Source organism: Acutalibacter sp. 1XD8-36 (assembly GCF_009917525.1).
GTDB lineage: Bacteria > Bacillota > Clostridia > Oscillospirales > Acutalibacteraceae > Acutalibacter.
This window is the reverse complement of sequence record NZ_QZDU01000002.1, coordinates 243,831-268,777: the sequence shown is the minus strand read 5'-3', so window position 1 is coordinate 268,777 and position 24,947 is coordinate 243,831. Positions and strand designations below refer to the sequence as shown.

Here is a 24,947-nt window from a genome sequence, read left to right as displayed (position 1 = left end):
AGCATTACAAGCCGGAGGGCCAGGAGATATATTTATTTGACCTCAACCGTCCACCCGAATTCGTCCTCGAGCTTCCCGGTCTGAATGCCGGTCACCGTGTCGTAAAGCCGCTGGCTTAGGGGTCCGATACCGCCGCCGGATATCTCCATTACCTCGTCGCCGAAGCGCAGGGTGCCCACAGGGGAGATGACCGCGGCGGTGCCGCTGCCGAAGCACTCCTCCAGGGAGCCGTTCCGGGCGGCTGAAACCAGTTCGTCCACGCTTACGCGGCGCTCTTCCACCTCCAGCCCCCAGTGGCGGCAGAGGTCCAGGCAGCTTGCCCGGGTGACGCCGGGGAGAATGCTGCCGTTGAGCTTGGGGGTGACGACCTTGCCTGCAATCTTGAAGAAGATATTCATGGAGCCCACCTCCTCAATGTACTTGCGCTCGACGCCGTCCAGCCAGAGCACCTGGGCGTAGCCCTCTGCGTCGGACTTCTCCTGGGCCTTGAGGCTGGCGGCGTAGTTGCCCCCGGCCTTGGCTTCGCCTATGCCCCCGCGCACTGCGCGCACATAGTCGTCCTCTATCCAAATTTTGACCGGGTCCAGGCCGCTGGCGTAATAGGCCCCGGAGGGGGAGAGGATGATTATAAACTTGTAGCTCAGGGACGGGTGCACCCCAAGGTGCTCGTCGGTGGCTATGATAAAGGGGCGGATATAAAGGGAGGTGCCGGGCTTTGTGGGTATCCAGTCCCGGTCAACGCCTACAAGGGCCTTTATAGCCCCTATAAAATCCTCCTCAGGCACCGGCGGGATGCAGAGGCGCTTACAGGAGTTTCCTGCCCGCTGGGCGTTCCTGTCGGGCCTGAAAAGCAGCACCCTTCCGTCATCGGTGCGGTAGGCCTTCAGGCCCTCGAACATCTCCTGGGCATAGTGGAAGACCATAGCCGAGGGGGCAAGGCTTATGGGGGCATAGGGGACTATCCTGGGGTCGTGCCAGCCCTGGCCCTCGTTATAGTCCATAATGTACATATGGTCGGTGAAAATCTGCCCAAAGCCCAGCTTGTCCTCATCGGGCTTTTCCTTGGGGGCGGTGGTGCGTTCAATCTTGATATCCAGCATGATAAATTACCTTCCCTCTTTACTTTATTGATGTAACATATTATAATACCCTAGGAAGAAAATTGCAAGGAAAAAGGCAGGGAAATACTATGGATTTGTTGGGACTGTTTTTAATTGCGGTGGGGCTTTCCATGGACGCTTTCGCGGTGTCCATATGCAAGGGCCTTGCTATGCGCAGAGCCGGGTATAGGAGCATGGCCCTGGTGGGCCTGTGGTTTGGCGGTTTCCAGGCGCTGATGCCTGTGCTGGGCTATCTTGTGGGGGTGCAGTTCAAGGAGGCCATAACCGCTGTGGACCACTGGATAGCCTTTGGGCTTCTGGCGGTGATAGGCTGGAACATGCTGCGTGAGGCCATGTCCGGCGGCGAAGAGGAGGACGACGGGTCCCTGGCCCCGAAAGCAATGGTGCTCCTGGCCCTTGCCACCAGCATAGACGCGCTGGCGGTGGGCGTGAGCTTTGCCTTCCTGGATGTGAATATCACCGCCGCCGCAGGCTTTATCGGCACGGTGACCTTCGTGCTCTCGGCGGCTGGGGTGAAGGTGGGCAGCGTGTTCGGGGCGAAGTACAAGTCCCGGGCGGAGATAACCGGCGGGGTGATACTTATTCTGATGGGCACAAAGATACTTTTGGAGCATTTGGGCGTTATAAATTTCTGAGGACCTTTTAAGGAGGTAATTTTATGGAAAGATGGGACCTTTACACCCGGGACAGGGTGAAAACAGGGCAGACCCACATCCGGGGCGAAAAGCTCCCCGAGGGGCTTTTCCACCTGGTGGTGCATATCTGGCTCAAAAACCCGAAGGGGCAGTACCTAATCTCACAGCGCTCAGCGGACAGGCCAACCTTCCCGCTCATGTGGGAGACTACCGGCGGCTCGGTGCTCCAGGGGGAGGACAGCATAACCGGCGCTGTGCGGGAGGTCAGGGAGGAGCTGGGCATAAGCTTGGCTCCGGAACAGGGGGAGCTGCTGTTTTCAACAGTCCGGGACTGGGTTGACGGCAGGCGCTTCGGGGATATTTTAGACGTGTGGGAGTTCCCCTTTGAGGAGGAGGCCGACCTGGGTAAGGCCGAGGGGGAGGTATGCGATACACGCTGGGCCGGGCTCTCGGAGATTGAGAGAATGCTTGAAAGCGGGGAGCTGGTGGGGACGCTCAGCTATATTCTGAAGCCCAAGGCTTGACCCCCGCCGGGGTTTGTGCTAAAATAAGCTCTGCTCTGATTATTGCAGTCAGGAGGGAGAATATGAGCCTGTTCGACCAGAAAAAGCATATGATGGTGCTGTTTTGTTCGCCAAACTCCCATGGCAGCACCAGGATGCTGCTGGACAGCTTTATGGGAGAGTTTAAGGACCGTGGGGACTGGCAGGTTTCGGAGACCAATGTATATGAGCTGAACGCCCACCCCTGCACAGGCTGCAGGGCCTGCGCCAAGAAGGAGAAGTGTACATACGATGACCTGGACAAGTTCGACAAGGAGCTCAGAAAGTGCGACCTGCTGGTGGTGGCCTCGCCGGTGTATAACGACTCCTTCCCCTCGCCAATGAAGGCGGTGCTGGACAGGAGCCAGCGGTACTTTGAGGCCAGGTTTTCATTAGGGGTACGCCAGCCGGTCAAGAAGCACAGGGACGCGGTGCTGCTGCTCACCATGGGCCAGGAGGAGGACTTCCCCGTGGAGGTGACGGCCCACCAGCTTCAGCGGGCCTTCAGCGTGATGAATACAACTTTAAGGGGCTGCGCCGTGTGGGACGGCACGGACCTGGGCCGGAAGAATCTGGGCCCGGCCCAGCAAAAAGCCCGCGCCCTGGCCCTTGAAATCCTTGGGGATATGTGATAAAATAGACTGGATATTACAAAGAGTAAGGCGGTTTTAATATGTCTGGACATTCAAAATGGAACAACATCAAGCGCAAAAAAGAGAAGGCCGACGGCGCGAAGGCCAAGATATTCACTAAAATCGGCCGTGAGCTCGCGGTAGCTGTGAAAGAGGGCGGCAGCGGCGACCCGGCGGCAAATTCCCGGCTCCGGGACTGCATTGCAAAGGCCAAGGCGGCAAATGTGCCCAACGACAATATCGACCGCATAATCAAGCGGGCCATGGGCGACGGCAATGCGGACAACTACGAGAACATCACCTATGAGGGCTACGGCCCCTGCGGGGTGGCGGTTATAGTGGAGACCCTAACTGACAACCGCAACCGCACCGCCGCCGACGTGCGCCACGCCTTTGACAAGTACGGCGGGAACCTGGGCACCACCGGCTGCGTGAGCTTCATGTTCAAGGAGAAGGGCGTGATAGTGGTAGAGCGGGAGGACCTGGACGAGGACACGGTCATGGCTGACGCTTTGGAGGCCGGGGCCTCTGACTTTGCCGCGGACGGGGACGTGTTCGAGATATCCACCGAGCCCTCGGATTTCAGCGGCGTCCGGGAGGATTTGGAAAAGAAGGGCTATGAGTTTGTCTCCGCTGAGGTGGAGATGGTGCCGGACACCTACACCAGCATTGCCGACGAGGATACCGTCATAAAGATGCAGAAGATGCTGGACCTTCTGGAGGATAACGACGACGTGCAGAACGTCTGGCACAACTGGGATGCCCCTGAGGACGACGAGGAAGAGTAAAATAGTAAAACTAAAATAGACAGCAGAGATAAAAACGCAACGCACGTCTCTCGAAAGATGTGCCAGAGCCGGTAGGTAGCCCGGCCGTCCCGTTTTGCAGACGGGGTAAGTAACCTGCCCCTCCGGGTTGTCCGTTCTCTGTTCATAGCAAATTTCAGGAGGGAATGTTATGAACAGGCAGAGCGCGGGGCTGACGGTGTTTTTTGAGGGACAATTCTGGGTCGGGATTTTTGAGCGGGTGTCTGGGGACAGGCTTTCTGTGTGCAGGCACATCTTCGGGGCCGAGCCAAAGGACAGTGAGGTCTGGGAGTTTATCCTCAGGGATTACGAAAGGCTGAAGTTCAGCCCGGAGGTTGCGAGCCCTGTAAGGAAGGTCGCGGACAATCCCAAGCGCCGGCAGCGCATTGCCGGAAAACAGCTGCAAGCTTCGGGTGTTGGAACTAAGTCCCAGCAGGCGCTGCAAATGCAGCGTGAGGAAATGAAGTGCCAGCGGGAACAGCGCGGCAGAGAGCTGAGGGAAGCTGAGAAACAGCGGCAGTTTGAGCTGAGGCGGCAGAAGCGGAAGGCCAAGCATAAGGGGCGCTGAGAGGCAGAATAATAGACAAAAAATAGGGGCTTTTCCTTTTGGAAAAGCCCCTAAATATTCTCAGACAGAGCAACCGCACTCCTCGCACTCAGGAATCTCCCCGACAATAGGCGCAGGGTCAATCCCCAGGCGCGTATAATAATCTGATACCGCGGCCTTAATAGCCTGCTCAGCCAGAACCGAACAGTGCACCTTGACCGCCGGAAGGCCGTCCAGCGCCTCCATGACGGCTTTATTGGTGAGCTTCAGCGCCTCGCTTATGGGCTTGCCCTTAATGAGCTCGGTAGCCATGCTGCTGGTGGCGATTGCCGCGCCGCAGCCGAAGGTCATGAAACTCACGTCGGTGATTGTGTCGCCCTCAACCTTAATGTACATGCGCATGATATCCCCGCATTTGGGGTTGCCGACCTCGCCCACGCCGCTGAAGTCCTTCATCTCGCCCACGTTCCTGGGGTTTGCGAAATGATCCATTACCTTTTCACTGTATGCCATAATAAGTCATCCTTTCAAAGCTTTGTCAGTAAGCATTTTATATTTCTTATTGGTCTCAAGCTCTGCCCTGAACTCCCTGCGCCCCTGGACTATCAGGTTTATAATGAGAGTGGGCAGGCTCAGAATAAATGCCCGGAAAATGACCTTGCGGAGCCTTGCCTGCACCTTTGGGGTAAGCCTGCGCTTTTTACATAAATTCATCATAGTTTACCTTTCCCTGACGGATGGCGTCCCAAAGGGGGGACATGTTCCTGAGCCGTTCAATTATCCCCGGCAGGACCTCCAGAATATAGTCTATATCCTCCATGGTGTTGTAGTCACCGAAGGAGAGACGGAGGGAGCCGTGGGCAACCTCGTGGGGGAGGCCGATGGAGAGGAGCACGTGGCTGGGGTCCAGGGAGCCGCTGGTGCAGGCCGAGCCTGAGGAGCCGCTTATGCCGTGCATGTCCAGAAGGAGCAGGAGGCTTTCGCCCTCGATTCCCTGGAAGCAGAAGCTCACATTGCCGGGGAGCCGGTGCTCGCGGCTGCCGTTCAGACGGGAGCGCTCTATTTTTGAGAGGCCCTCTATAAGCCTGTCCCGCATGGGGGTGAGCCGGGCAATGCGCTGGTCGATAGTCTCAGTGGCGTGTTTAATGGCTGTTGCCAAGCCCACTATCTGCGCCACGTTCTCAGTGCCTGCCCGCCTGCCGCGCTCCTGTGCGCCGCCGTCCATGAAGTTCTCGATGAAGACGCCCGCCCGGATATATAGGGCGCCCACGCCCTTTGGCGCGTGTATTTTGTGCCCGCTAAGGGAGAGCATATCTATATTCTGAGCCTTTACGTCAATATGCACGTTGCCCACAGCCTGAACTGCGTCTGTGTGGAACAGCACCCCGCGCTCCTTGCATATTCTGCCAAGCTCCTCTATGGGCTGGATAGTGCCTATCTCGTTGTTGGCGTACATTATAGTCACCAGGGCTGTATCCTCGGTGATGGCTTCTGAAAGCTCCTCCGGGCGCACAAGGCCGTCCTCGTGCACAGGCAGGTATGTGACGGTGAAGCCGTCCTTCTCCAAGGCCTCACAGGTGTGCAGCACGGCGTGGTGCTCAAAGGCTGAGGTGATGATATGGGTCTTTCCGTGCTTTCTGCGCTGGGCCCGGGCCGCGCCCTTTATGGCCCAGTTGTCGCTCTCGCTGCCGCAGCTGGTGAAGTATATCTCGTTGGGTTTAGCGCCCAGGCACTGGGCGACGTCCGCCCTTGCCTGCTCTAAAGGGGCCTTTGCCTCCTGGCCCAGCTCATAGAGGCTGGAGGGGTTGCCGTATATCTCCCTGTAGAAGGGGAGCATTGCCTGCAAAACCTCCTCTGAAACGGCGGTAGTCGCGGCGTTGTCGGCATAGACTTTTCGCTTTTGGTCCATAATATTTTACATCCTTTCGATGGTCTGCTTTAGGGGAGTCTGCCCTTACAGGATAAATATATACCTTTTTAGTATACTTTGTCAAGACCTCTGGATGAATTTTCTTTGAGAATGGCATAAAAGAGTGGCCGGAAGCCTAGAATATGGTAACGGGACTGCCGCCGGGCTTGACAGGGGACGGCAACATATAGTACAATAAGCAATATATATCTTCGGGCGATACGGCGAAGGCCGTTTTTTTATAAGCACGCAAGGTCATTGACGCTGTGCGTGCATTACATCAAATTATCCAGCCCCCGGCGCTCCGGGAGGCCGGCCGGGTGCGCCCAGAGAGAGGTGTCCGGCCAGAATATTAAGGAGGAAACTAAGTGGCAGAAGTTGGAAAAAAAAATAACAGGCCCCGCAGGGCCCAGAACAATGGTAAGGAGGCCCCAAGGATAGGGAAGATATCAGGCCCGCGCCAGGGCATCGCCGCCGCAGGCCAGGCGAAGGATACTGCTGCAAGAAGCGGCGCAAAAGGCGGCGCGGCAAAGAGCGGGGCTATGGGCGGCAAGCAGCGCCGCTCGCCGGGACGGCAGCAGAGCGGCAGGCAGCAGGGCTCCGGTAAACAGTCAAGGCAGCAGGGCCAGGGCCAGAATTCAGCCGGGCAGAGCCTGGGCACCGCCCCCATGACCGCCGCGGCACAGAGGGCACAGCAGAAGCTGGTGCAGTCCGCCCAGCCCAAGCGGGGCAGGGGCAGGCCCAGAAGGTCACAGAAGCCGCCGGTGAAGGTGTATTTCTTGGGGGGCCTCAACGAGATAGGCAAGAATTTCACCCTCTATGAGTGCCAGGGGGACATGGTGATTGTGGACTGCGGCCTTGCGTTCCCGGACGAGGAAATGCTGGGGGTAGACCTGGTAATACCGGACTTCACCTTTGTGGAGAAGAACCGGGACAAGATAAAGGGCGTGGTGATAACCCACGGGCACGAGGACCATATAGGCGCGGTGCCGTACCTTTTAAAGCGGCTCAATGTGCCGGTATACGGCACGGCCCTGACTATCGGGCTTATAGAGAGCAAGCTCAGGGAACACAACCTGACGGCCTCGGCAAAGCTGATGGTGACCCCTCCCGGGAGCCATATCCGGCTGGGGTGTTTTGAGGTGGAGTTCATACATGTGAACCACTCCATAGCCGACTCCGTGGCCCTGGCCCTGCACACGCCGGCAGGGGTACTGGTGCATACCGGTGACTTTAAAATCGACTGTACCCCAGAGGAGGGGGAGATGATAGACCTGGCCAGGTTTGCAGAGCTGGGGAAGCAGGGGGTATTGGCCCTTCTCATGGACTCCACAAACGCCGAGCGCCCGGGCTATACCCAGACCGAGCAGACGGTGAACAACTCCCTGGACGCTCTATTCATGCGGGCCGAGGGAAAAAGGATAATCGTTGCGACCTTCGCCTCAAGTATCAGCCGCGTGCAGATGATAATAAACTGCGCGGTGAAGTACGGCAGGAAGGTGGCGCTTTCAGGGCGCAGCATGGTAAACGTAATGGGAATTGCCAGCGAGCTGGGATATCTCGATATCCCGGACGGCGTGCTGGTGGACCTGAATCTTATAAACAGGTATGAGCCCGGGCAGCTGGTGCTCATAACCACAGGCAGCCAGGGCGAGCCAATGTCGGCCCTCACCCGCATGGCCTTCTCCGACCACAGGCAGGTTGCCATAGGCCCCGGGGATTTCATTATCCTGTCGGCCCGGCCCATACCCGGCAACGAGAAGACCGTAGGGGCCGTGGTGGACGAGCTGCTGAAGCAGGGCTGCACGGTGATATATGAATCCATGTACGAGGTGCACGTCTCCGGGCACGCCTGCCAGGAGGAGCTGAAGCTTATCCACGGGCTGGTAAAGCCGAGGTTCTTTATACCGGTTCACGGCGAGCAGAAGCACCTGCAAAAGAACGCGGGCATTGCCATGTCCATGGGGATGGAGCAGAAGGATATCTTCATCGGGGACATCGGCAATGTGCTGGAGATACACGAGGACAGGATGAAGCAGCTCTCGGACGTGCCCGCCGGAAGCGTTATGGTGGACGGCCTGGGGGTAGGGGACGTGGGCAGCGTAGTGCTGCGGGACCGCAAGCACCTTGCAGAGGACGGCCTGATTGTGGCGGTCTGCTCCATTGAGGCTGAGAGCGGCCATGTAGCCGCGGGGCCGGATATTGTGTCCAGGGGCTTTGTGTATGTGCGGGAGAATGAGGCCCTGATGGAGGAGGCGCGTAAGGTGGTCTACCGGGCGCTGGAGGAGTGCGCGGAGCACCGGGTGCGCGACTGGAGCGACATGAAGCAGTGCGTTAAGGATGAGCTGTCAAAATTCCTATATAGAAAGACCCAGCGTAATCCAATGATACTTCCCATCATCATGGAAGTATGATAAATCAAAAGTTTCGTGGTTTGGGGCCGGGCCCCAGGAGAAGGAGCTGAGGAAGGTGCGCAGAAAAAAGGTGTGGGTAACATCCCCGCTGATGTACCTGATGGCTGCAGCCATGCTGGCAATGGCTGTGGCGAGCTATCCCTATAACCGTATCGTCTTCATGATAGAGATGACCGCCGCGGGCCTCTGTGCCCTGGCGGTGACAGTCTCCGGCATACTGTACAGGACAAACGCCGTCACAACTCTGAGAGCGGCGGCAAGGGTCCTCACTGCCGAGGACCAGGAGGTACTGGAGAAATTCGCCCTGCCTGTGGCGGTAGTGGCCCCGGCGGGGGACGTGGTATGGGTGAACGAGGCCTTTGCCGATTCCCTTGGCAAGGGGCACCCGAGCCTTGGGGAGAACGCCTCGAGGTATATCTACCCCAAGACCTTCCGGCAGGTTATGGAGGCGTCCGGCACGGCGGTCGCCTACGGCGGCAGGGAGTACACGGTATACGGCGCGAGGGCCCGCCACGGCTATATACTCTATTTTGTGGACGACACTTACTTTAAAGCCGTAAACAAAGAGTATAAGGACAAGCGCCCGGTGGTGTGCATTGCCTCCTTTGACAACAGGGAGGAGATGGCCCGGGACGACGCCGGGGGCGAGGAGTCTCGGATTACCGCCGAGGTGGAGGCTGTTCTGCGCAGCTGGGCCATGAAGGAGATGGCGGGATTTATGCGCCGGGTCTCCAGCGGCAGGTACCTTATCATCACCGACGACGCCCATATTGAGGAGGCAAAGCAGAAGCGTTTCCCTGTGCTGGACAGCGTGAGGGAGGTGCGGAACACGCGGAACACCATGAGCGCCACGGTATCTATTGGCGTGGGCCGTGGGGCAGGCGGCGTAGCCGAGAGCGAGCGCTGGGCAAGGCAGGCCATAGACATGGCCCTGGGCCGGGGCGGCGACCAGGTGGCGGTCATGCAGGGCGGCGATACATACGAATTCTTCGGGGGCCTTAGCAAAGGCGTTGAAAAGCGCGACAAGGTGCGTACCCGGGTTATCGCCGCGACGCTGAGCGACCATGTAAAGGCCAGCGACTGTGTGTTCATCATGGGACACACCAATTCCGACCTGGACTCGGTGGGCTCGGCGGTGGGCATGTGGGCAGCAATATATAAGGGCCTTGAGAAGCCCGCCCATATTGTCATAAACAAGGGCTCCACCTTAGCCGGTTCCCTGGTTGAGATGATGGAGCGCAGCTATCCTGAGGAGGGGGTCTTCATAAGCCCCCAGGAGGCGCTGCAGACTGTGAGCGAGCGCTCGCTGCTTATTGTGGTGGACACCCATGCGGTGAACTATGTGGAGAACCGTGAGCTTCTGGACAATGTCAAGCGGATAGTTGTAATAGACCACCACAGGATGATGGTCACCCATATTAAGAACGCCCTGATATTCTACCACGAGCCCTATGCAAGCTCCGCCTCCGAGATGGTGACGGAGCTGGTGCAGTATATCAAGTCCTCTGCAATAGACAGGGCGGACGCCCAGGCTCTGTTGGCGGGGATAATGCTGGACACCAAAAACTTTGTCTTAAAGACCGGCGTGCGCACCTTTGAGGCCTCGGCCTATCTCAGGCGCAGGGGCGCGGATACGGTGTCGGTGAAGAAGCTGTTTTCAAACACTCTCGACAGCTATAAGCGCAAGGCGCAGCTTGTGTCGGGGGCGGAGATATATAAGGAGTGCGCCATAGCCACCTCTAGCTGGGAGTTCGATGACCTGAGAGTGGCCTCGGCCCAGGCCGCGGATGAGCTTTTGAGTATACAGGGGGTGAAGGCCTCCTTCGTGCTGTACAAGGTGGGCGGGGACGTGAGCATCTCCGCCAGAAGCCTGGGGGATGTAAACGTACAGCTTATCCTTGAAGAATTCGGCGGCGGCGGGCACTTTACCATGGCAGGGGCGCAGATAAAAAATGTCTCCATGGGCGAGGCGAGAAGGCGGCTAATAAGGGCGCTGGACGACAGGCTGGAGGAGACGACGGTGAATTGAGAGGAGCTGCAGGCTTATGATACACAACGAATTTGACACGGATAAAAGGGCCATTATCAACCCGGAGGACTGCTGTCATCACCCGGACGGGGACTTCCCGGAAATCTGCATAGGGATATTCTCAAAGCCCATTATGGATTGGCTTCTGGATAAATACGGAGGGACCGAGATAAGCCATTTCGGGTGTTGCATAGGAGCTGTGCCCATCTATAAGGTGGAGGCTTACGGAACGGATGTGGCGGTGTTCATGCCCTTTGTGGGCGGCCCGGGGGCTGCCTCCACCATGGAGGAGAGCATACCCATGGGCGGAAAGTATTACGTGTACTTCGGAGCGGCGGGGGTGCTGGAAAAGGGGATATCCCACGGCAAGCTGCTGCTGCCCACGGCGGCCATAAGGGACGAGGGGCTTTCCTACCACTATATCCCGGCGGCTGACGAGATAGAGCTGAACCCGGAAGATTTGCAGGCCTGCCGGGAGGCGATGAATGAACTGGGAGTCTCCTTCGCGGAGGGCAAGACCTGGACCACGGACGCTTTCTTCCGGGAGACCCGGGCGAAGGCGGCGAGAAGGCGGGAGCAGGGGTGCATATCTGTGGAGATGGAGTGCGCGAGCCTTGCGGCGGTGGCGCAGTTCAGGGACGTACACTTTGCAGAGTTCTTCTACGCCACGGATACCGTGGACGACGCGGGCTGGGACGGCGGCATACTCCACGAGAAGGGCGCGGGCCTTGAGGATGTCTGTTTCCGGGTGGCTGTTGAGACCGGCAAACGTATGCGCAGACACGAAAAGGAGAAGTGATTATGTACATCATGTCGCAGGATGGCAAGTCACTGGGGGAATATCAGCTGATAACCGTCAGGAAGCTGGCCGGTACCGGCAGGAAGGACCAGAGATACGGTATCTATGGCTACTGCCACACAGGAAACCTGGATAAAATGCTGGCAGACCCTGCAATAGGCGAGTACGACAGCGAGGAGCGTGCCCACGGGGAACTGGAGGCAATCTTCGCGGCGATGGAGCGCGGGGACAGAACATACAGGCTAAGATAAAATTTATATAATTTCTATAGAGAAAGGATGACCAAAAATGAAAGTTGTACTCTTACAGGACGTAAAATCCATAGGCAAAAAAGGCGAGCTCAAGGAGGTCTCCGACGGCTACGCCAGGAACTTCCTGCTACCAAGGAAGCTTGCCAAAGAGGCAAACGCCCAGGCCATGAACGAGCTGAAGAACGCCGAGGCCGCCAAGGAGTATAAGATTAAGACCGAGACAGAGCAGGCTAAAAAGAACGCCGAGGCCCTGAACGGCAGGGCAGTAAAGATATCCGCCAAGGCGGGCCAGGGCGGTAAGCTCTTTGGCTCGGTTACGGCAAAGGAGATTTGCGACGAGATAAAGAAGCAGTATGGGGTTGACGTTGACAAGCGCAAGGTGGTCCTGGATGGCGACATAAAGTCCTATGGCACCTTCTCCTTTGATATCAAGTTCTATAACGGCATTACCGCTACCATGAGCGTGGTGGTCTGCGAGCAGTAAGCCATGGATTTTGAACCTGAGAGCTATCTTAACACCCAGGCGCAGCCCGGGCTCAGTATGCCATTTAACCTGGACGCGGAACAGTCTGTGCTGGGGGCCGTGCTCCTGGATGCCGAATGCCTTTCGCTTGTGGCGGAGATACTGCCGAGAGCCGAGTATTTCTACGCCGTCAATAACCGCCTGATATACGGCGCGATGCTTGAGATGTTCACCCTGGGCCAGCCGGTGGATTTTGTGACTGTACTGGAGAGGCTGCGGGAGGAGCAGGACTTCGACCAGGAGCAGGGACGGGTGTACATGATACAGCTGGCCCAGCTTGTGCCCTCGGTCAGCGGCGCCGAGACCTATGCCAATATCGTCCGGGAAAAATACGAGCTCCGGGCGCTTATGCAGTCGCTTAGGGAGATTCTGGACGAGGCCGGGGAGGTTACGGACGCTTCAAGGCTCCTGGACTCTGCGGAGCAGCGGATATATGAGATACGCCAGGGCAAGCAGATGAAGGGGCTCCGCTCCATCAAGGGGATGCTCCTTGAAACATTTGACAGGCTGGACCTGTTAAACTCCCCCGACCGGGACAGGTACAGGGGCATTCCCACCGGAATAGGCCTTTTGGACACGACTATAACCGGCCTTAACCGCTCGGACCTTATTGTGCTGGCGGCTCGCCCCGGCGTGGGCAAGACCAGCTTTGGGCTGAACATTGCCCGGCACGCGTCGGTGGTGTCAAAGCGGCGGGTGGCCTTTTTCTCCCTGGAGATGTCCGGGGAGCAGCTGGCGTCGCGCCTGCTTTCCACAGAGGCCTCGGTAGAGGGCACGAAGCTCAGGAGCGGGGACCTTAACGAAGACGAGTGGACAAGGATAATCGAGGCCGGGGATATTCTCGGCAGCGCCGACCTGTACTTTGACGACTCGCCCGGCATTACTGTGCCCCAGATGAAGGCCAAGGTGCGCAGGCTGAAGAATGTGGACTTGATTATAGTTGACTACCTTCAGCTCATGTCCGGGGGAAAGAAGAACGATAACAGGGTGAACGAGATAAGCGATATCACCAGGAACCTGAAGATAATGGCAAAGGAGCTGGACGTGCCGGTTATCGCCATGTCCCAGCTGAGAAGGCCCACGGACCGCACCAAGGACCACCGCCCGGGCCTCTCGGAGCTTAGGGACTCCGGCTCTATCGAGCAGGACGCGGATATCGTCATATTCCTGCACCGTGAGGCATATAACGCCGCCAGCGAGGGCGGGCAGGTGACCGACGACATGGACACCACGGCTGCCCAGATAATCGTCGCAAAGAACCGCCATGGGGCGACCATAGACATCGACGTGCATTGGCAGGCCGAGTACATGCGCTTCACCTCCAGAGAGGTCAGGCGGTATGAGTAGCGGCCATTTAAAGGCGGCAGGCCTGCCGGGGCTCCCGGAGGAGGGCCGGATAGTAGTTGGCTTCTCCGGCGGGGCCGACTCTACCGCCCTGGCCCACTGGCTTATGGGCGAGGTCAATAAGGAGCGCATACTGCTGGCCCATGTAAACCATATGCTGAGAGGCGGGGAGGCCGACAGGGACCAGCTTGCGGCAGAGGGCTTTGCCCGGGAGCGCGGGCTCTGTATAGAAGTACTCCGGGCCGATGTGGGAAGGCTGGCAGAGGAGAGGGGCATGGGCACGGAGGAGTGTGGCAGGGAGATAAGGTATGCCTTTTTTCACAAGCTGGCCTCAGGTAGGAACGACCGCATACTCACCGCACATAACGCCGACGACAATGCCGAGACCATCCTTCTGAACCTCTGCCGGGGAGCTGGGCTGGACGGCCTCTGCGGTATCCCGCCGAGGCGGGGAAAAATCCTGCGGCCTCTTTTATACGTGAGCCGCAGGGAGATAGAGCAGTACTGCCATGAGAACGGCCTGAGCTATGTGACGGACAGCTCAAACCTATCGGACGATTACACAAGGAACCGGCTGCGCCACCAGGTGCTGCCGGTGCTTAAAGAGCTGAATCCCCGCTTTGTGCATATGGCGGGGCAGGCGGCAAGGCTCCTCTCAGAGGACAGGAGCTGCCTGAATAGGCAGGCTGAATCGCTTTTAGAGCGGTCCTTGAACATGTGGGGCCTTGAGGCAGAGACGCTGCTGGCTGAGGAGAAAAGTGTCAGGAGCCGTGCGGTGAAGCTCTTTATTGAGCGCTGCGGCGGGTCACGCTTGGAGCAAAAGCACATAGAAGAGGCCCTTCATATACTGGAGCGCGGTGGCGGGGCGGACCTGCCGGGGGTGCGGGTGAGCTGTGCCCAAGGGGTTTTCTGGGCCGGGAGGCCGGCGGGGAATATGCCCTTTGAGATACCGGCGAGGCTTGGGAAAAATCCGCTGCCAGGAGGAAAATCTATCGTTTTGCGGGAGAAAACCCGCCCGGAAGCAGAAATTCCGGAAAAAATTCAAAATTTGTTATTCAAAAATGCGCTGGACTATGATATAATGACAGGACTGGCCGGAGAGCTGCCTGAGGGGGCAGTGTTCCGCAGCCGCAGGCCCGGGGACAGGTTCTCCCCAATAGGCCGGGGAGTGAGCAAGCCCATAAAGCAGATATTTCAGGAGCTGCGGGTGCCGGGGCCCATGCGGGACGGCGTGCCGCTGCTGGTATGCGGCGGGGAGATTGCCTGGTGCCCCGGGGCGGGCGCCGCTGAACGGTTTAGGGCCACAGAGAGGACAAAAAGGGTTTTAATTGTGGAAATCGAGGACGGGAAGGGGTAAAAGAATATGGAAGAGAAGAATATGCTTGACGATATCCAGCGGGAGCTGTTCACAAAGGAGGAGCTGGCGGCCATAGTTTCGAGAATGGGCCGGGAGATAAGCTGGGACTATAAGGGCAAGAACCTTCTTATGGTGAGCGTATTAAAGGGCTCGGTGGTGTTTATGGCGGACCTGATGCGCGCCGTGACGGAGCCGCTGAGCATAGATTTCATGGTGGTCTCAAGCTACGGCAAGGGGGTCAAGACCTCAGGCGTTGTAAAAATTGTGCTGGACCTTAATATACCCCTTGAGGAGTACGACCTGCTCATAGTCGAGGATATCCTTGACAGCGGCAAGACTCTGAGCTATCTTAGAGAGGTGCTTGAAGCCAGGAACCCCAGGAGCATAAAGATATGCACGCTGTTTGACAAGCCCGAGCGTAGGGAGGCGGACGTGACCCCGGACTATGTGGGCGCGAGAATCCCCGACGCTTTCATAGTGGGTTACGGGCTTGATTACGCGGGAAAATACCGCAATCTGCCGTTTGTGGGAGTTTTGAAGCCCGAGATATATACTTCTTGAATAAACGGCTGTTTGGCGGGATAAGTTATAGATGATTTAGGAGGGCAAATCTTTGGATGGCAACAATGGCAAAAAGCTTCGGAACCTGCTGCTGTATATAGGCATACCGGTGGTGGTGCTGTTTATCATCATCATACTGTTCAGCAACAGGGCGCCCCAGGGCATGACCTACAAGTATTCTGACATACTGAACTTTTTTGAGACCGGGCGGGTGACGGAGTATTCCCTGAACCTGGGCACCGGCGAAATGGTCCTGAAGCTGGACGACGAGAACAGCACCGCCGTTGGCTTCGTTATGCCCAGCGTGGACCTGTTTTACAGGGACGCGGGGGAGTATATCTCAAAGTATAACGAGGAGCACCCGGACAAGAAGATGGTCCAGGACGTCACCCGCCCGGCGGAAACCAGCTGGATTATAAGCCTTCTGCCCACGCTGATACTTTTCGGCGGGCTCATCTTCTTCTGGATATTCATGATGCGGCATATAGGCGGCGGAGCCGGAGGCGACAAGCAGATGAACTTCGGCAAGGCCAAGATAAAGCAGCTCACCGACGAGAAGCGCAAGACGACCTTCGCGGACGTTGCCGGGGCCGACGAGGAGAAGGAGGAGCTTCGGGAGATAGTGGAGTTCCTAAGAAACCCCGGGCGGTACAACTCCCTTGGCGCGAGGATACCAAAGGGCGTGCTGCTGGTGGGCCCTCCCGGTACAGGCAAGACCCTCTTAGCTAGGGCCGTGGCGGGAGAGGCCGGGGTGCCCTTCTTCTCCATCTCCGGCTCGGACTTTGTGGAGATGTTCGTGGGCGTGGGCGCTTCCCGCGTGAGGGATTTGTTTGACAAAGCCAAGAAAAACCACCCATGCATAATATTTATCGACGAGATAGACGCTGTAGGGCGCCAGCGCGGGGCAGGTCTCGGCGGCGGGCACGACGAGCGCGAGCAGACCCTAAACCAGCTCCTAGTTGAGATGGACGGCTTCGGGGCCAACGAGGGCGTTATTATGATAGCTGCCACCAACAGGCCCGACATCCTGGACCCGGCATTGATGCGCCCGGGGCGCTTTGACCGGCAGGTAATGGTGGGCTACCCCGACATCAAGGGCCGTGAGGAGATACTGCGGGTGCACGCAAAAGGCAAGCCCCTTGCACCGGACGTGGAGCTCTCGACTATTGCCAAGTCCTCGGCGGGCTTCACCGGCGCAGATTTGGAAAACCTTCTCAATGAGGCGGCTTTGCTTGCGGCAAGAAAGAACCTGAAAGCCATCACCATGGTGGAGATAGAGGAAGCTACCATTAAGGTGGTGGTTGGCACGGAGAAGAAGAGCCGTGTTATGAGCGACAAGGAGAAGAAGCTGACGGCCTACCACGAGGCGGGCCACGCTATAACCAGCTACTACTGCAAGACCCAGGACCCGGTGCACCAGATATCCATTATACCCAGAGGCATGGCGGGGGGCTATACTATGCACCTGCCCACCGAGGACCGGTCCTATAAGTCCAGAAATGAAATGCGCGAGGAGCTGGTGGTGCTCCTTGGCGGGCGCGTGGCGGAGGCCCTGGTGCTGGACGATATCTCAACAGGGGCCAGCAACGATATTGAGCGGGCCACAAAGATAGCCCGGGCCATGGTCACAAAGTACGGCATGAGCGAGAAGCTGGGGCCAATCACCTATGGCACGGACGACTCCAACCCCTTCCTTGGGAAGGAGATGGGGCATATTAGCAACTATTCCGAGCAGACAGCCTCTGAGATAGATGCGGAGATACAGGCCATTATGTCCACGGCATATGCCAACACCAGGGAGATACTGGAGGAGCATATGGAGGAGCTGCACAGGCTGGCGGCGGTGCTCTATGAGCGTGAGAAGCTGGACGAGAACGAGTTCCAGGGGGTCATGGGCGGCGAGCTGCTGCCGAAGCCCGAGACTCTGCCGGCACTGGAAGCAGTAGGAACTGCCGCCGAGCCCAAGGCAGAGCTGCCCGCCGAAACCGGCGAAACTGAAGAGGACAGCGCGAAGCGAGAGGAGGTCCAGGAGCCCTAGGCTCCTGGCAGGGGTTCGGGGGCAGCGCCCCCGAGGTCCTGTGCGCGGCGAAGCCAGCGCCCTCGAGGCCATTCCCAATGCCCCAAAAGCGAGCATTACCGAGCCTTCGCCCCGGTATCTCAAACAGGCGAGAAATGAGTAAAAAGGACCTGCCGTGTAAGCCGCGGCAGGGCCTTCTTGTGAAAGAGAGAGGTGCAAACCATGCCGAAAAAACCGGTATATGACAACGAAAGCATCCAGAGCCTAAAGGGTGCGGACAGAGTAAGGCTGCGCCCGGCCGTTATCTTTGGCTCAGACGGCATAGACGGCTGCCAGCACTCAGTATTTGAAATACTGTCCAACTCTATCGACGAGGCCAGACAGGGCTACGGCGACGAGATAACCGTCACAAGATTCCTGGACAAGTCCGTACAGGTGGAGGACCACGGCCGCGGCTGCCCCGTGGACTACAACAGAAAAGAGGAACGATATAACTGGGAGCTGGTCTTCTGCGAGCTGTATGCCGGAGGCAAATACAATAACGACTCCGGGGAGAACTACGAATACTCCCTGGGGCTCAATGGCCTGGGCCTCTGCTCCACCCAGTACGCCTCTGAATATATGGACGTAGAGGTGCGCCGGGACGGATATAAATACACCCTGCACTTTGAGCACGGCGAGAACATAGGGGGCCTTGGAAAGGAGCCATATAAGAAAAAGGACACCGGCTCCCTTTTCCACTGGAAGCCGGACCTGCAGGTGTTCACAGATATAGATATCAGCGCTGAATATTATATGGACGTGCTGAAGCGCCAGGCGGTGGTAAACGCCGGGGTGACCTTCCATTTTCTCAACGAAACTGAGCCCGGAAAGTTCGAGCAGACGGATTTCTGCTATGAAAACGGCATACTGGACCACGCCCGGGAGCTGGCTGGGGAGGACAGCCTCACCACCGTACAGCTCTGGCAGAGCGAGAAGCGGGTAAAGGACCGGGCGGATATGGCGGAGTACAACTGCCGGATAAACGTGGCGGCGGCCTTCTCAAACCGGGTGCATGTGGCGGAATATTACCACAACTCCAGCTGGCTGGAGCACGGCGGCGCGCCTGATAAGGCAGTGCGGAGCGCCTTTGTGGGGCAGATAGACGCCTACTTAAAGCAGAACAGCAGATATACCAAGGGCGAGGGGAAGATAACCTTCCAGGATGTTGAGGACTGCCTGGTAATCGTGATATCCTCGTTCTCCACCCAGACCTCCTATGAAAACCAGACAAAAAAGGCCATAACAAATAAGGGCATACAGGAGGCCATGACAGAAATGCTCCGGCACAGCCTGGAGGTCTACTTTATTGAAAACCCTATGGACGCGGACAAGATAGCCGGCCAGGTGCTCATAAACAAGCGCAGCCGGGAGGACGCGGAGAAGACCAGGCTGAATCTCAAGACCAAGCTTACCGGAAAAATGGACATGGCAAACCGTGTCCAGAAGTTTGTGGACTGCCGCTCAAAGGATGTGAACGAGCGGGAGCTCTTTATCGTGGAGGGCGACTCGGCATTGGGCTCTGTGAAGCAGGCCAGGGACGCGGCGTTCCAGGCGGTAATGCCCATAAGGGGCAAAATCCTGAACTGCCTTAAGGCCGATTATGACAGGATATTCAAGTCTGAGATTATCACCGATTTGATACGCGTCCTGGGCTGCGGTGTACAGGTGAAGACCAAGGCAAACAAGAATTTGGGGGTCTTTGACATCAATAACCTCAGGTGGAGTAAGATAATCTTCTGCACCGACGCGGACGTAGACGGCTTCCAGATTCGCGTGCTGCTGCTGACTATGGTGTACAGGCTGGCCCCGGCCCTTATTGAGGAGGGCAAGGTATATATTGCCGAGAGTCCGCTCTACGAGATAACCTCAAAGGACGAGACATATTTTGCCTATAACGAGCAGGAGAAAGCGGAGTTCCTAAAGAAGCTTGATGGCAAGAAGTACACTATACAGCGCTCAAAGGGCCTTGGCGAGAACGAGCCGGAGATGATGAGCCTGACCACTATGGACCCCAGGACCCGGCGGCTCATAAAGGTAAACCCCGGGGACGTGGAGGATGCCGCCAGGATGTTTGAGATAATGCAGGGGAACGATTTGGACGGGCGCAAGGAGTATATAGCGGAGCATGGGAACGAGTATACTGAGGAGTTGGATGTGAGCTGATGGAAGATATGCTGAAATTTGAGACCCGCCAGGACTTCCGCGCCTGGCTCAGCGAAAACTGCCGGACCCACGAAGGGGTATGGCTCCTTTTCGGCAAGCCTGGCGGCCCAAATACTCTGAAAGCCGGGGAGGCCCTAGAGGAGGCCCTGTGTTTCGGCTGGATAGACGGGCAGATGAAAAAGCTGGACGAAGTGTCCTATATGAAGTATTTCTCCCAGCGCAGGGAGAAAAGCAAGTGGTCGGAAAAGAATAAGGCCCTGGTAAAATCCCTCGAGGAGCGGGGGCTCATGACGGACTTCGGCAGGGAGAAGATAGAGCTTGCGAAAAAGAGCGGCCGGTGGGACGCGCCTGACCTGATGAAGCTTACGGACGAGCAGGTGGAAACGGTCTCTGGACTGCTGGAGGGCCATGAGCCCGCATACACCAACTTTCAGGCCATGCCGCCTTCGGTGCGCAAGACCTACACCCGGGCCTATTTCGACGCGAAGACCGAGGCAGGCCGGGAGAAGCGGCTCCTATGGCTGATAGACAGGCTGGACAAAAACCTGAGACCAATGGAGCGTGAAAATGATTAGGTCAGTATCAGAGCCTGACATCCCCCGCTGTGCAGAGGTCATCCGCGAGAGCTTTAAGACTGTTGCTGACGAGCTCGAATTCACCCTAGAAAACGCCCCTCGCTTCACCGCCTTTGCCGTCACAGAGGAGCGCCTGATATACCAGCTTAACGAGGAAAACCGCCATATGTACATTTTTGTGAGTGGGGGAGACATCATAGGCTATTTCTCTCTATTGGTACAGGCCGAGGGTGTTTGCGAGCTCAACAACCTCTGCGTCCTGCCGGAGCGCAGGCAAGAGGGCATAGGCGCGAAGCTCTTATGGTATGCCTTTGAGACTGCGGAGGAGCTGGGCTGTTCCAAGATGGACATTGGCATTGTGGAGGAGAATAGGGTGCTCAGAAGGTGGTACGAGGGTTTCGGATTCGTGCATACCGGGGTGAAGAAGTTTGATTTCTTTCCCTTTACCTGTGGGTATATGGAGAAGATATTGTGAGAGTAAGGAGAATATAAAATGAAACTATACGTCACCCGCCACGGCGAAACTGAATGGAACGCCCAAAACAAAATCTGTGGCATAACCGACGTGGAGCTCACCGACAGGGGCCGGTCTCAGGCGAGGGAGCTTGGGGAGAAACTTATGAGCTGCCGGATAGATTTGATAGTCTCCTCGCCATTGAAGCGCGCCCTTGAGACCAGCCGTCTGATAGAGTCCGGCAGAGGCATACCCATTGAGACAGACCCTAGGCTCACGGAGCAGAACTACGGCATATACGAGGGTGCGGACCGGGGGAATGAAGGCTTCCTGTCCAATAAGAGGCTTTTTGCCTTCCGCTACCCCGGCGGGGAGTCCATGATGGGCGTGGCCCACCGCACTTATGGGCTCATAGAGGAGCTTAAAGAGGAGTGCCATGACAGGGCAGTACTCCTTGTCTGCCACGGAGGGGTGTGCCGGGTGATAAACACTTATTTCAGGGACATGACCAACGACGAGTTCTTCCGCTATTCGCTGGGGAACTGTGTGCTGGAAGAATACGAGTTATAATGTAGGTGATAAACATGCCAAAAAAAGAAAAGCGCCCCACTAAGAAGACCGGACGTGTCCAGGGCTATATCGCCGGGGCGGGGGAGATAGTTGAGCAGGACGTGGGGGATACCCTTCGGAAAAACTATATGCCCTACGCCATGAGCGTTATTTTAAGCCGCGCCCTGCCGGAGATAGACGGCTTAAAGCCCTCCCAGAGAAAGCTCCTGTATACCATGTACAAGATGGGGCTTTTGACCGGAGCCCGTACCAAGAGCGCCAATATAGTGGGCCAGACCATGAAACTTAACCCCCACGGAGACGGGCCTATCTATGACACCATGGTGAGGCTTAGCCGGGGCTATGACGCCCTCTTGCACCCCTATGTGGACTCAAAGGGAAACTTCGGCAAGGCCTACTCCAGAGATATGGCCTGGGCCGCGCCCAGATATACCGAGGCGAAGCTCGACGGCATATGCAGGGAGTTTTTTAACGATATCGACCGGGACACTGTGGATTTTGTGGACAATTACGACAGCACCATGAAGGAGCCCCTGCTGCTCCCCGCAAGCTTTCCCACCATACTCACGAACCCCAGCACTGGCATTGCCGTTGGCATGGCCTGCAATATCTGCTCCTTCAACCTCTCCGAGATATGTATGACCACCATAGCCCTTATGCGTGACCCCCAGGCAGACCTTTTTGCCACTCTCCAGGCCCCGGACTTCCCCGGCGGGGGTCAGCTGGTCTTTGACCGGGCCCAGATGGAGAAGATTTACAGTACGGGCCGCGGCAGCTTCAGGGTGCGCAGCAGGTGGAGCTATGATAAGAGCGCAAACTGCATTGACGTGACCCAGATACCGCCCTCCACCAATGTAGAGGTGATAGTCGAGAAGATAATCGAGCTTGCAAAGGGCAATAAGCTCAGGGAGGTGGCGGACGTCCGGGACGAGACCGACCTCACCGGCATGAAGATTACCATCGACCTAAAGCGCGGCGTGGACCCCGATAAGCTCATGCAGAAGCTCTTTAAGCTCACCACCCTTGAGGACAGCTTCGCCTGCAACTTCAACGTGCTTGTAGCCGGGGTGCCAAGGGTGATGGGCGTGCGGGAGCTGCTGGAGGAGTGGACAGCCTTCAGGGTTGAATGTGTGCGCAGGAGGACCTTCTTTGACCTGACTAAAAAGAAGGAAAAGCTGCACCTGCTCAGAGGCCTTGCCGCCATACTGCTGGACATAGACAAGGCCATAAAAATCGTCCGGGAGACGGACGAGGAGGCCGAGGTCGTCCCAAACCTGATGATAGGCTTTGGCATTGACGAGGTCCAGGCGGAGTATGTTGCGGAGATACGCCTAAGGCACTTAAACCGGGAGTATATCCTAAAGCGCACGGAAGAGACAGGGCAGCTTGAGAAGGACATAGCCCAGCTTGAGGGCATACTTGGCTCAAAGGCAAAGATACAGAATATTATTATTAAGGAGCTTGAGGCTGTAGCGAAGACCTACGGCCAGCCCCGCAAGACCATCCTGCTATATGCCGACGAGATAGAGGAGGCGGTTATCACCGAGGAGGTGCCAGACTATCCGGTGAACCTGTTCTTCACAAGGGAGGGCTACTTCAAGAAGATAACCCCCCAGTCCCTGCGCATGAGCGGCGAGCAGAAGCTAAAGGAGGGTGACGGGCTCTCCCAGCAGCTTGAGGGCCAGAACAGCGGGGAGCTGCTGTTCTTCTCGGACAGGTGCCAAGTGTATAAGGCCAGGGCCTTTGACTTTGACGACAGCAAGGCCAGTGTTCTCGGAGACTATATCCCCGCCAAGCTCCAGATGGACGAGGGTGAGAGGGCTGTCTATATGGCCTATACCACGGACTTCTCAGGGTATATGCTCTTTGTCTTTGAGAACGGCAAGGCGGCAAAAGTTGACATGAGCGCCTACCAGACCAAGACAAACCGCAAAAAGCTTATCAGCGCCTATAGTGATAAGTCGCCGATAGTCGCGGCAATACAGCTTCCCGAGGACGGTATGGTGCTGCTCACAGCCAGCACAGGCAGGCTACTGCTGTTCCACACCGGGCAGATAGCCTCCAAGTCCACGAAGAACACCCAGGGGGTCCAGGCCATGAGCCTGAAGAAGGGCCAGCGGGTTATGAGCGCGGAGCTCTATTTTGAGGGGATGCTGAAGAATGAGGCCAGATACAAGAAAAAGCTCCCCGCAGCAGGTTCCCTCCCTAACGAGGAGGAGGCCGGGGAGCAGATGAAGTTCTAATTGGCAAGGGTGCCGTGCTCGTCCTTTTGCAGGATATAGAGCTGCTCCTCTAGCCCGGTTTCGGCGTTCACGAAGCTCAGCACCTCCTGACCGTCTGCGGCGGTACAGTGGAGCTCCCAGCAGAGCATTTCCTCAAGGCCCGGGGTGGGGATTATAGCCAGCCGCCAGCTCTCCGCCTGGAGCACAGGGCTCAGAGCCTCTTTTGCCTCCTCAAGGGAAACCCTGGGCGCCGGGATTTTCCTCTGGTGATTGTTCATCACATACCCTGCGGAGTCAAATTCGATGGTCCCGCCCTTCTCAAGCTCAATAGTGACTTTCAGAAGGTCAGGGTAGCAGATAACTGGCTGTCCGTCCTCGGTTTTGAGGGAGACGTGAAAATTAAAGCTTGCCATATTGTCGTTTACCAGGAAGTAGCTGAGCTCCATGGGGCCATACCCAAGGCCGGCCAGGTACTCCCCGGCGGCACGGCAGGCCTGGTCTGTAGTGAGTCTGGCGGCAGAAATGCCGCCGGATTTTTTATAGTATACAGGCCTTCCGCCCTGGCGGGTGATGTTCACCATGGAGTCCTCCGTGCTGAAGGAGTAGACAGGGAGATTCCCGCCGCCCTCGCCGGTGAAGCTTAGAGAGTCTTCCGGGCAGCCGAGAAATTCTGCGGCCTCAAGCAGGGCCTGTTCCTGGGTCACGCCCTCAAGGTTCTTTATGGCAAGAGGTTCTAGGCGGGAGATATGGTCGGAGAAGGGGCCGTCGTACAGAAGGGCGGGAAATGCAGCGAATTCCTGGGCAACCTCGTCGAAGTCGTCGTCTAAAACAGCCAGAGCATCTATCTCGTCAAGATTGTTCAGCATATGCACATTCTGAACTATGCTGTCCCCCTCAGCCGTCAGCCTGGCCTGAAGGCTCGTGAGCGCCATAATAAGCTTGTCCGCGTACTCCCCGAGCATTCTCAGGTTATCAAGGTCCGAGCCGGATATTTCATCCCCGGAGAGGGTCCTGCGGGAGAGGGACATGGCATAATCCCCGGCCTGGGAGAGGAAGCGGTTGAAACGCTCGGTCTTCTCCTGTGAAAAGGGCAGCGCGGACATGGCTGACTTGGCCCCTCCTGCCTGGGCAAGGAGCTCTGCGGAGAGTGCGCTGCGCGTGGCGGGGGAGCCTGCATACATGGATTTGTGCAGGGCGGTCCGTATGCCGGACACATAGTCAGTGAGGTCCCCAAGGGAGCGCAGGTATACATGCTCAAGCCTTGTTCTGGCAGAATCCAAACTGAGGCTTGAGTCCAGCCAGAAGCCCCCGATAACAGCCAGGGCAGCTGCGGAAAAGGTGATAAGCCGGACCTTCCACCGGATTTTCATAGACGTGCCCTCCTTATGTTTTCTGCCTTTATTTTCCCTTTTGGCGCCATGATAATGCGGCAAA

The 24,947-nt window shown here is 57.2% G+C and carries 24 protein-coding genes; 19 read left to right on the top strand and 5 right to left on the bottom strand.

The window, feature by feature from the left end:
• Positions 1–32: 32 nt before the first annotated feature.
• Positions 33–1,100, bottom strand: coding sequence for a branched-chain amino acid aminotransferase (locus tag D5270_RS04855; RefSeq protein ID WP_166543021.1), 1,068 nt, complete (start codon positions 1,098–1,100; stop codon positions 33–35).
• 89 nt (positions 1,101–1,189) lie between these two features.
• Here D5270_RS04855 and D5270_RS04850 point away from each other — a divergent pair, with 89 nt between their 5' ends.
• The 5 genes from D5270_RS04850 (at position 1,190) to D5270_RS04830 (ending at position 4,304) form a co-directional block, all read left to right on the top strand.
• Positions 1,190–1,756: a manganese efflux pump MntP gene (locus D5270_RS04850; RefSeq protein WP_166543020.1), complete on the top strand. Its 567-nt coding sequence runs from the start codon at positions 1,190–1,192 to the stop codon at positions 1,754–1,756.
• Positions 1,757–1,779: 23 nt separating this feature from the next.
• Positions 1,780–2,280 carry an NUDIX hydrolase gene (locus tag D5270_RS04845; protein ID WP_166543019.1) on the top strand — a complete coding sequence of 167 codons (501 nt, stop codon included), beginning with the start codon at positions 1,780–1,782 and terminating at the stop codon, positions 2,278–2,280.
• Positions 2,281–2,342: 62 nt separating this feature from the next.
• Positions 2,343–2,930 (top strand): flavodoxin family protein, encoded by a 588-nt coding sequence (locus D5270_RS04840; RefSeq protein WP_166543018.1) that lies wholly within the window; start codon positions 2,343–2,345, stop codon positions 2,928–2,930.
• A 41-nt stretch (positions 2,931–2,971) separates the two neighbouring features.
• Positions 2,972–3,718 (top strand): YebC/PmpR family DNA-binding transcriptional regulator, encoded by a 747-nt coding sequence (locus D5270_RS04835; protein ID WP_161472075.1) that lies wholly within the window; start codon positions 2,972–2,974, stop codon positions 3,716–3,718.
• Between the two features lie 169 nt (positions 3,719–3,887).
• Complete coding sequence (locus tag D5270_RS04830; protein ID WP_166543017.1) at positions 3,888–4,304, top strand: YjdF family protein; 417 nt, start codon at positions 3,888–3,890, stop codon at positions 4,302–4,304.
• Between the two features lie 60 nt (positions 4,305–4,364).
• On the opposite strand, the gene nifU is transcribed toward D5270_RS04830, so the two are convergent.
• From nifU to nifS, 3 genes are read right to left on the bottom strand one after another with little or no spacing between them, the layout of a single operon-like run.
• Positions 4,365–4,796: a Fe-S cluster assembly scaffold protein NifU gene (nifU, locus tag D5270_RS04825; RefSeq protein WP_161472077.1), complete on the bottom strand. Its 432-nt coding sequence runs from the start codon at positions 4,794–4,796 to the stop codon at positions 4,365–4,367.
• Positions 4,797–4,802: 6 nt separating this feature from the next.
• On the bottom strand, positions 4,803–5,000 hold the full coding sequence (locus D5270_RS04820) for a hypothetical protein (RefSeq protein WP_166543016.1): 198 nt from the start codon (positions 4,998–5,000) through the stop codon (positions 4,803–4,805).
• Complete coding sequence (nifS, locus tag D5270_RS04815) at positions 4,984–6,192, bottom strand: cysteine desulfurase NifS (RefSeq protein ID WP_166543015.1); 1,209 nt, start codon at positions 6,190–6,192, stop codon at positions 4,984–4,986. The genes D5270_RS04820 and nifS overlap by 17 nt, the downstream gene beginning before the upstream one ends.
• A 668-nt stretch (positions 6,193–6,860) precedes the next feature.
• Here nifS and D5270_RS04810 point away from each other — a divergent pair.
• The 14 genes from D5270_RS04810 to D5270_RS04745 all read left to right on the top strand — a co-directional run bounded on the left by D5270_RS04810 (position 6,861) and on the right by D5270_RS04745 (position 23,534).
• Positions 6,861–8,606 (top strand): ribonuclease J, encoded by a 1,746-nt coding sequence (locus D5270_RS04810; RefSeq protein ID WP_243150198.1) that lies wholly within the window; start codon positions 6,861–6,863, stop codon positions 8,604–8,606.
• A 55-nt stretch (positions 8,607–8,661) separates the two neighbouring features.
• Positions 8,662–10,635, top strand: a complete 1,974-nt coding sequence (locus D5270_RS04805) for a DHH family phosphoesterase (protein ID WP_330587395.1) — start codon at positions 8,662–8,664, stop codon at positions 10,633–10,635.
• A 16-nt stretch (positions 10,636–10,651) separates the two neighbouring features.
• Positions 10,652–11,434 carry a nucleoside phosphorylase gene (locus tag D5270_RS04800; RefSeq protein ID WP_166543014.1) on the top strand — a complete coding sequence of 261 codons (783 nt, stop codon included), beginning with the start codon at positions 10,652–10,654 and terminating at the stop codon, positions 11,432–11,434.
• A gap of 2 nt (positions 11,435–11,436) precedes the next feature.
• Positions 11,437–11,685, top strand: coding sequence for a hypothetical protein (locus tag D5270_RS04795; RefSeq protein ID WP_166543013.1), 249 nt, complete (start codon positions 11,437–11,439; stop codon positions 11,683–11,685).
• Between the two features lie 37 nt (positions 11,686–11,722).
• Positions 11,723–12,169: a 50S ribosomal protein L9 gene (gene rplI / locus D5270_RS04790; protein WP_166543012.1), complete on the top strand. Its 447-nt coding sequence runs from the start codon at positions 11,723–11,725 to the stop codon at positions 12,167–12,169.
• 3 nt (positions 12,170–12,172) lie between these two features.
• On the top strand, positions 12,173–13,555 hold the full coding sequence (gene dnaB, locus D5270_RS04785) for a replicative DNA helicase (RefSeq protein ID WP_166543011.1): 1,383 nt from the start codon (positions 12,173–12,175) through the stop codon (positions 13,553–13,555).
• Positions 13,548–14,909, top strand: coding sequence for a tRNA lysidine(34) synthetase TilS (tilS, locus tag D5270_RS04780; RefSeq protein WP_166543010.1), 1,362 nt, complete (start codon positions 13,548–13,550; stop codon positions 14,907–14,909). The genes dnaB and tilS overlap by 8 nt, the downstream gene beginning before the upstream one ends.
• A gap of 6 nt (positions 14,910–14,915) precedes the next feature.
• Positions 14,916–15,470 carry a hypoxanthine phosphoribosyltransferase gene (gene hpt / locus D5270_RS04775; RefSeq protein WP_442858592.1) on the top strand — a complete coding sequence of 185 codons (555 nt, stop codon included), beginning with the start codon at positions 14,916–14,918 and terminating at the stop codon, positions 15,468–15,470.
• Between the two features lie 52 nt (positions 15,471–15,522).
• Positions 15,523–17,508: an ATP-dependent zinc metalloprotease FtsH gene (gene ftsH, locus D5270_RS04770; protein ID WP_166543009.1), complete on the top strand. Its 1,986-nt coding sequence runs from the start codon at positions 15,523–15,525 to the stop codon at positions 17,506–17,508.
• Positions 17,509–17,709: 201 nt separating this feature from the next.
• On the top strand, positions 17,710–19,692 hold the full coding sequence (locus D5270_RS04765) for a DNA gyrase/topoisomerase IV subunit B (RefSeq protein ID WP_166543008.1): 1,983 nt from the start codon (positions 17,710–17,712) through the stop codon (positions 19,690–19,692).
• Positions 19,693–19,700: 8 nt separating this feature from the next.
• Positions 19,701–20,267, top strand: a complete 567-nt coding sequence (locus tag D5270_RS04760) for a YdeI/OmpD-associated family protein (protein WP_442858591.1) — start codon at positions 19,701–19,703, stop codon at positions 20,265–20,267.
• Complete coding sequence (locus D5270_RS04755; RefSeq protein WP_166543006.1) at positions 20,260–20,742, top strand: GNAT family N-acetyltransferase; 483 nt, start codon at positions 20,260–20,262, stop codon at positions 20,740–20,742. The genes D5270_RS04760 and D5270_RS04755 overlap by 8 nt, the downstream gene beginning before the upstream one ends.
• An 18-nt stretch (positions 20,743–20,760) precedes the next feature.
• Positions 20,761–21,291, top strand: a complete 531-nt coding sequence (locus D5270_RS04750) for a histidine phosphatase family protein (protein ID WP_166543005.1) — start codon at positions 20,761–20,763, stop codon at positions 21,289–21,291.
• Positions 21,292–21,305: 14 nt separating this feature from the next.
• The gene (locus tag D5270_RS04745) at positions 21,306–23,534 is read left to right on the top strand and encodes a DNA gyrase/topoisomerase IV subunit A (RefSeq protein ID WP_166543004.1); all 2,229 of its coding nucleotides are present in this window, start codon (positions 21,306–21,308) and stop codon (positions 23,532–23,534) included.
• Here the strand turns inward: D5270_RS04745 and D5270_RS04740 are convergent.
• Positions 23,531–24,883, bottom strand: a complete 1,353-nt coding sequence (locus D5270_RS04740; RefSeq protein WP_166543003.1) for a PepSY1/2 domain-containing protein — start codon at positions 24,881–24,883, stop codon at positions 23,531–23,533. The two genes, D5270_RS04745 and D5270_RS04740, sit on opposite strands and share 4 nt — an antisense overlap.
• Positions 24,884–24,947 lie beyond the last annotated feature (64 nt).

Coding starts and splice junctions, on each gene's coding strand:
- D5270_RS04830 (WP_166543017.1), top strand. CDS start 3,888: ATGAACAGGCAGAGCGCGGGGCTGACGGTGTTTTTTGAGGGACAATTC.
- nifU (WP_161472077.1), bottom strand. CDS start 4,796: ATGGCATACAGTGAAAAGGTAATGGATCATTTCGCAAACCCCAGGAAC.
- hpt (WP_442858592.1), top strand. CDS start 14,916: ATGGAAGAGAAGAATATGCTTGACGATATCCAGCGGGAGCTGTTCACA.
- D5270_RS04795 (WP_166543013.1), top strand. CDS start 11,437: ATGTACATCATGTCGCAGGATGGCAAGTCACTGGGGGAATATCAGCTG.
- D5270_RS04840 (WP_166543018.1), top strand. CDS start 2,343: ATGAGCCTGTTCGACCAGAAAAAGCATATGATGGTGCTGTTTTGTTCG.
- D5270_RS04755 (WP_166543006.1), top strand. CDS start 20,260: ATGATTAGGTCAGTATCAGAGCCTGACATCCCCCGCTGTGCAGAGGTC.
- D5270_RS04740 (WP_166543003.1), bottom strand. CDS start 24,883: ATGAAAATCCGGTGGAAGGTCCGGCTTATCACCTTTTCCGCAGCTGCC.
- D5270_RS04820 (WP_166543016.1), bottom strand. CDS start 5,000: ATGATGAATTTATGTAAAAAGCGCAGGCTTACCCCAAAGGTGCAGGCA.
- D5270_RS04800 (WP_166543014.1), top strand. CDS start 10,652: ATGATACACAACGAATTTGACACGGATAAAAGGGCCATTATCAACCCG.
- D5270_RS04835 (WP_161472075.1), top strand. CDS start 2,972: ATGTCTGGACATTCAAAATGGAACAACATCAAGCGCAAAAAAGAGAAG.
- D5270_RS04850 (WP_166543020.1), top strand. CDS start 1,190: ATGGATTTGTTGGGACTGTTTTTAATTGCGGTGGGGCTTTCCATGGAC.
- tilS (WP_166543010.1), top strand. CDS start 13,548: ATGAGTAGCGGCCATTTAAAGGCGGCAGGCCTGCCGGGGCTCCCGGAG.
- D5270_RS04810 (WP_243150198.1), top strand. CDS start 6,861: ATGACCGCCGCGGCACAGAGGGCACAGCAGAAGCTGGTGCAGTCCGCC.
- D5270_RS04845 (WP_166543019.1), top strand. CDS start 1,780: ATGGAAAGATGGGACCTTTACACCCGGGACAGGGTGAAAACAGGGCAG.
- D5270_RS04745 (WP_166543004.1), top strand. CDS start 21,306: ATGCCAAAAAAAGAAAAGCGCCCCACTAAGAAGACCGGACGTGTCCAG.
- D5270_RS04750 (WP_166543005.1), top strand. CDS start 20,761: ATGAAACTATACGTCACCCGCCACGGCGAAACTGAATGGAACGCCCAA.
- nifS (WP_166543015.1), bottom strand. CDS start 6,192: ATGGACCAAAAGCGAAAAGTCTATGCCGACAACGCCGCGACTACCGCC.
- D5270_RS04855 (WP_166543021.1), bottom strand. CDS start 1,100: ATGCTGGATATCAAGATTGAACGCACCACCGCCCCCAAGGAAAAGCCC.
- rplI (WP_166543012.1), top strand. CDS start 11,723: ATGAAAGTTGTACTCTTACAGGACGTAAAATCCATAGGCAAAAAAGGC.
- dnaB (WP_166543011.1), top strand. CDS start 12,173: ATGGATTTTGAACCTGAGAGCTATCTTAACACCCAGGCGCAGCCCGGG.
- D5270_RS04760 (WP_442858591.1), top strand. CDS start 19,701: ATGCTGAAATTTGAGACCCGCCAGGACTTCCGCGCCTGGCTCAGCGAA.
- D5270_RS04765 (WP_166543008.1), top strand. CDS start 17,710: ATGCCGAAAAAACCGGTATATGACAACGAAAGCATCCAGAGCCTAAAG.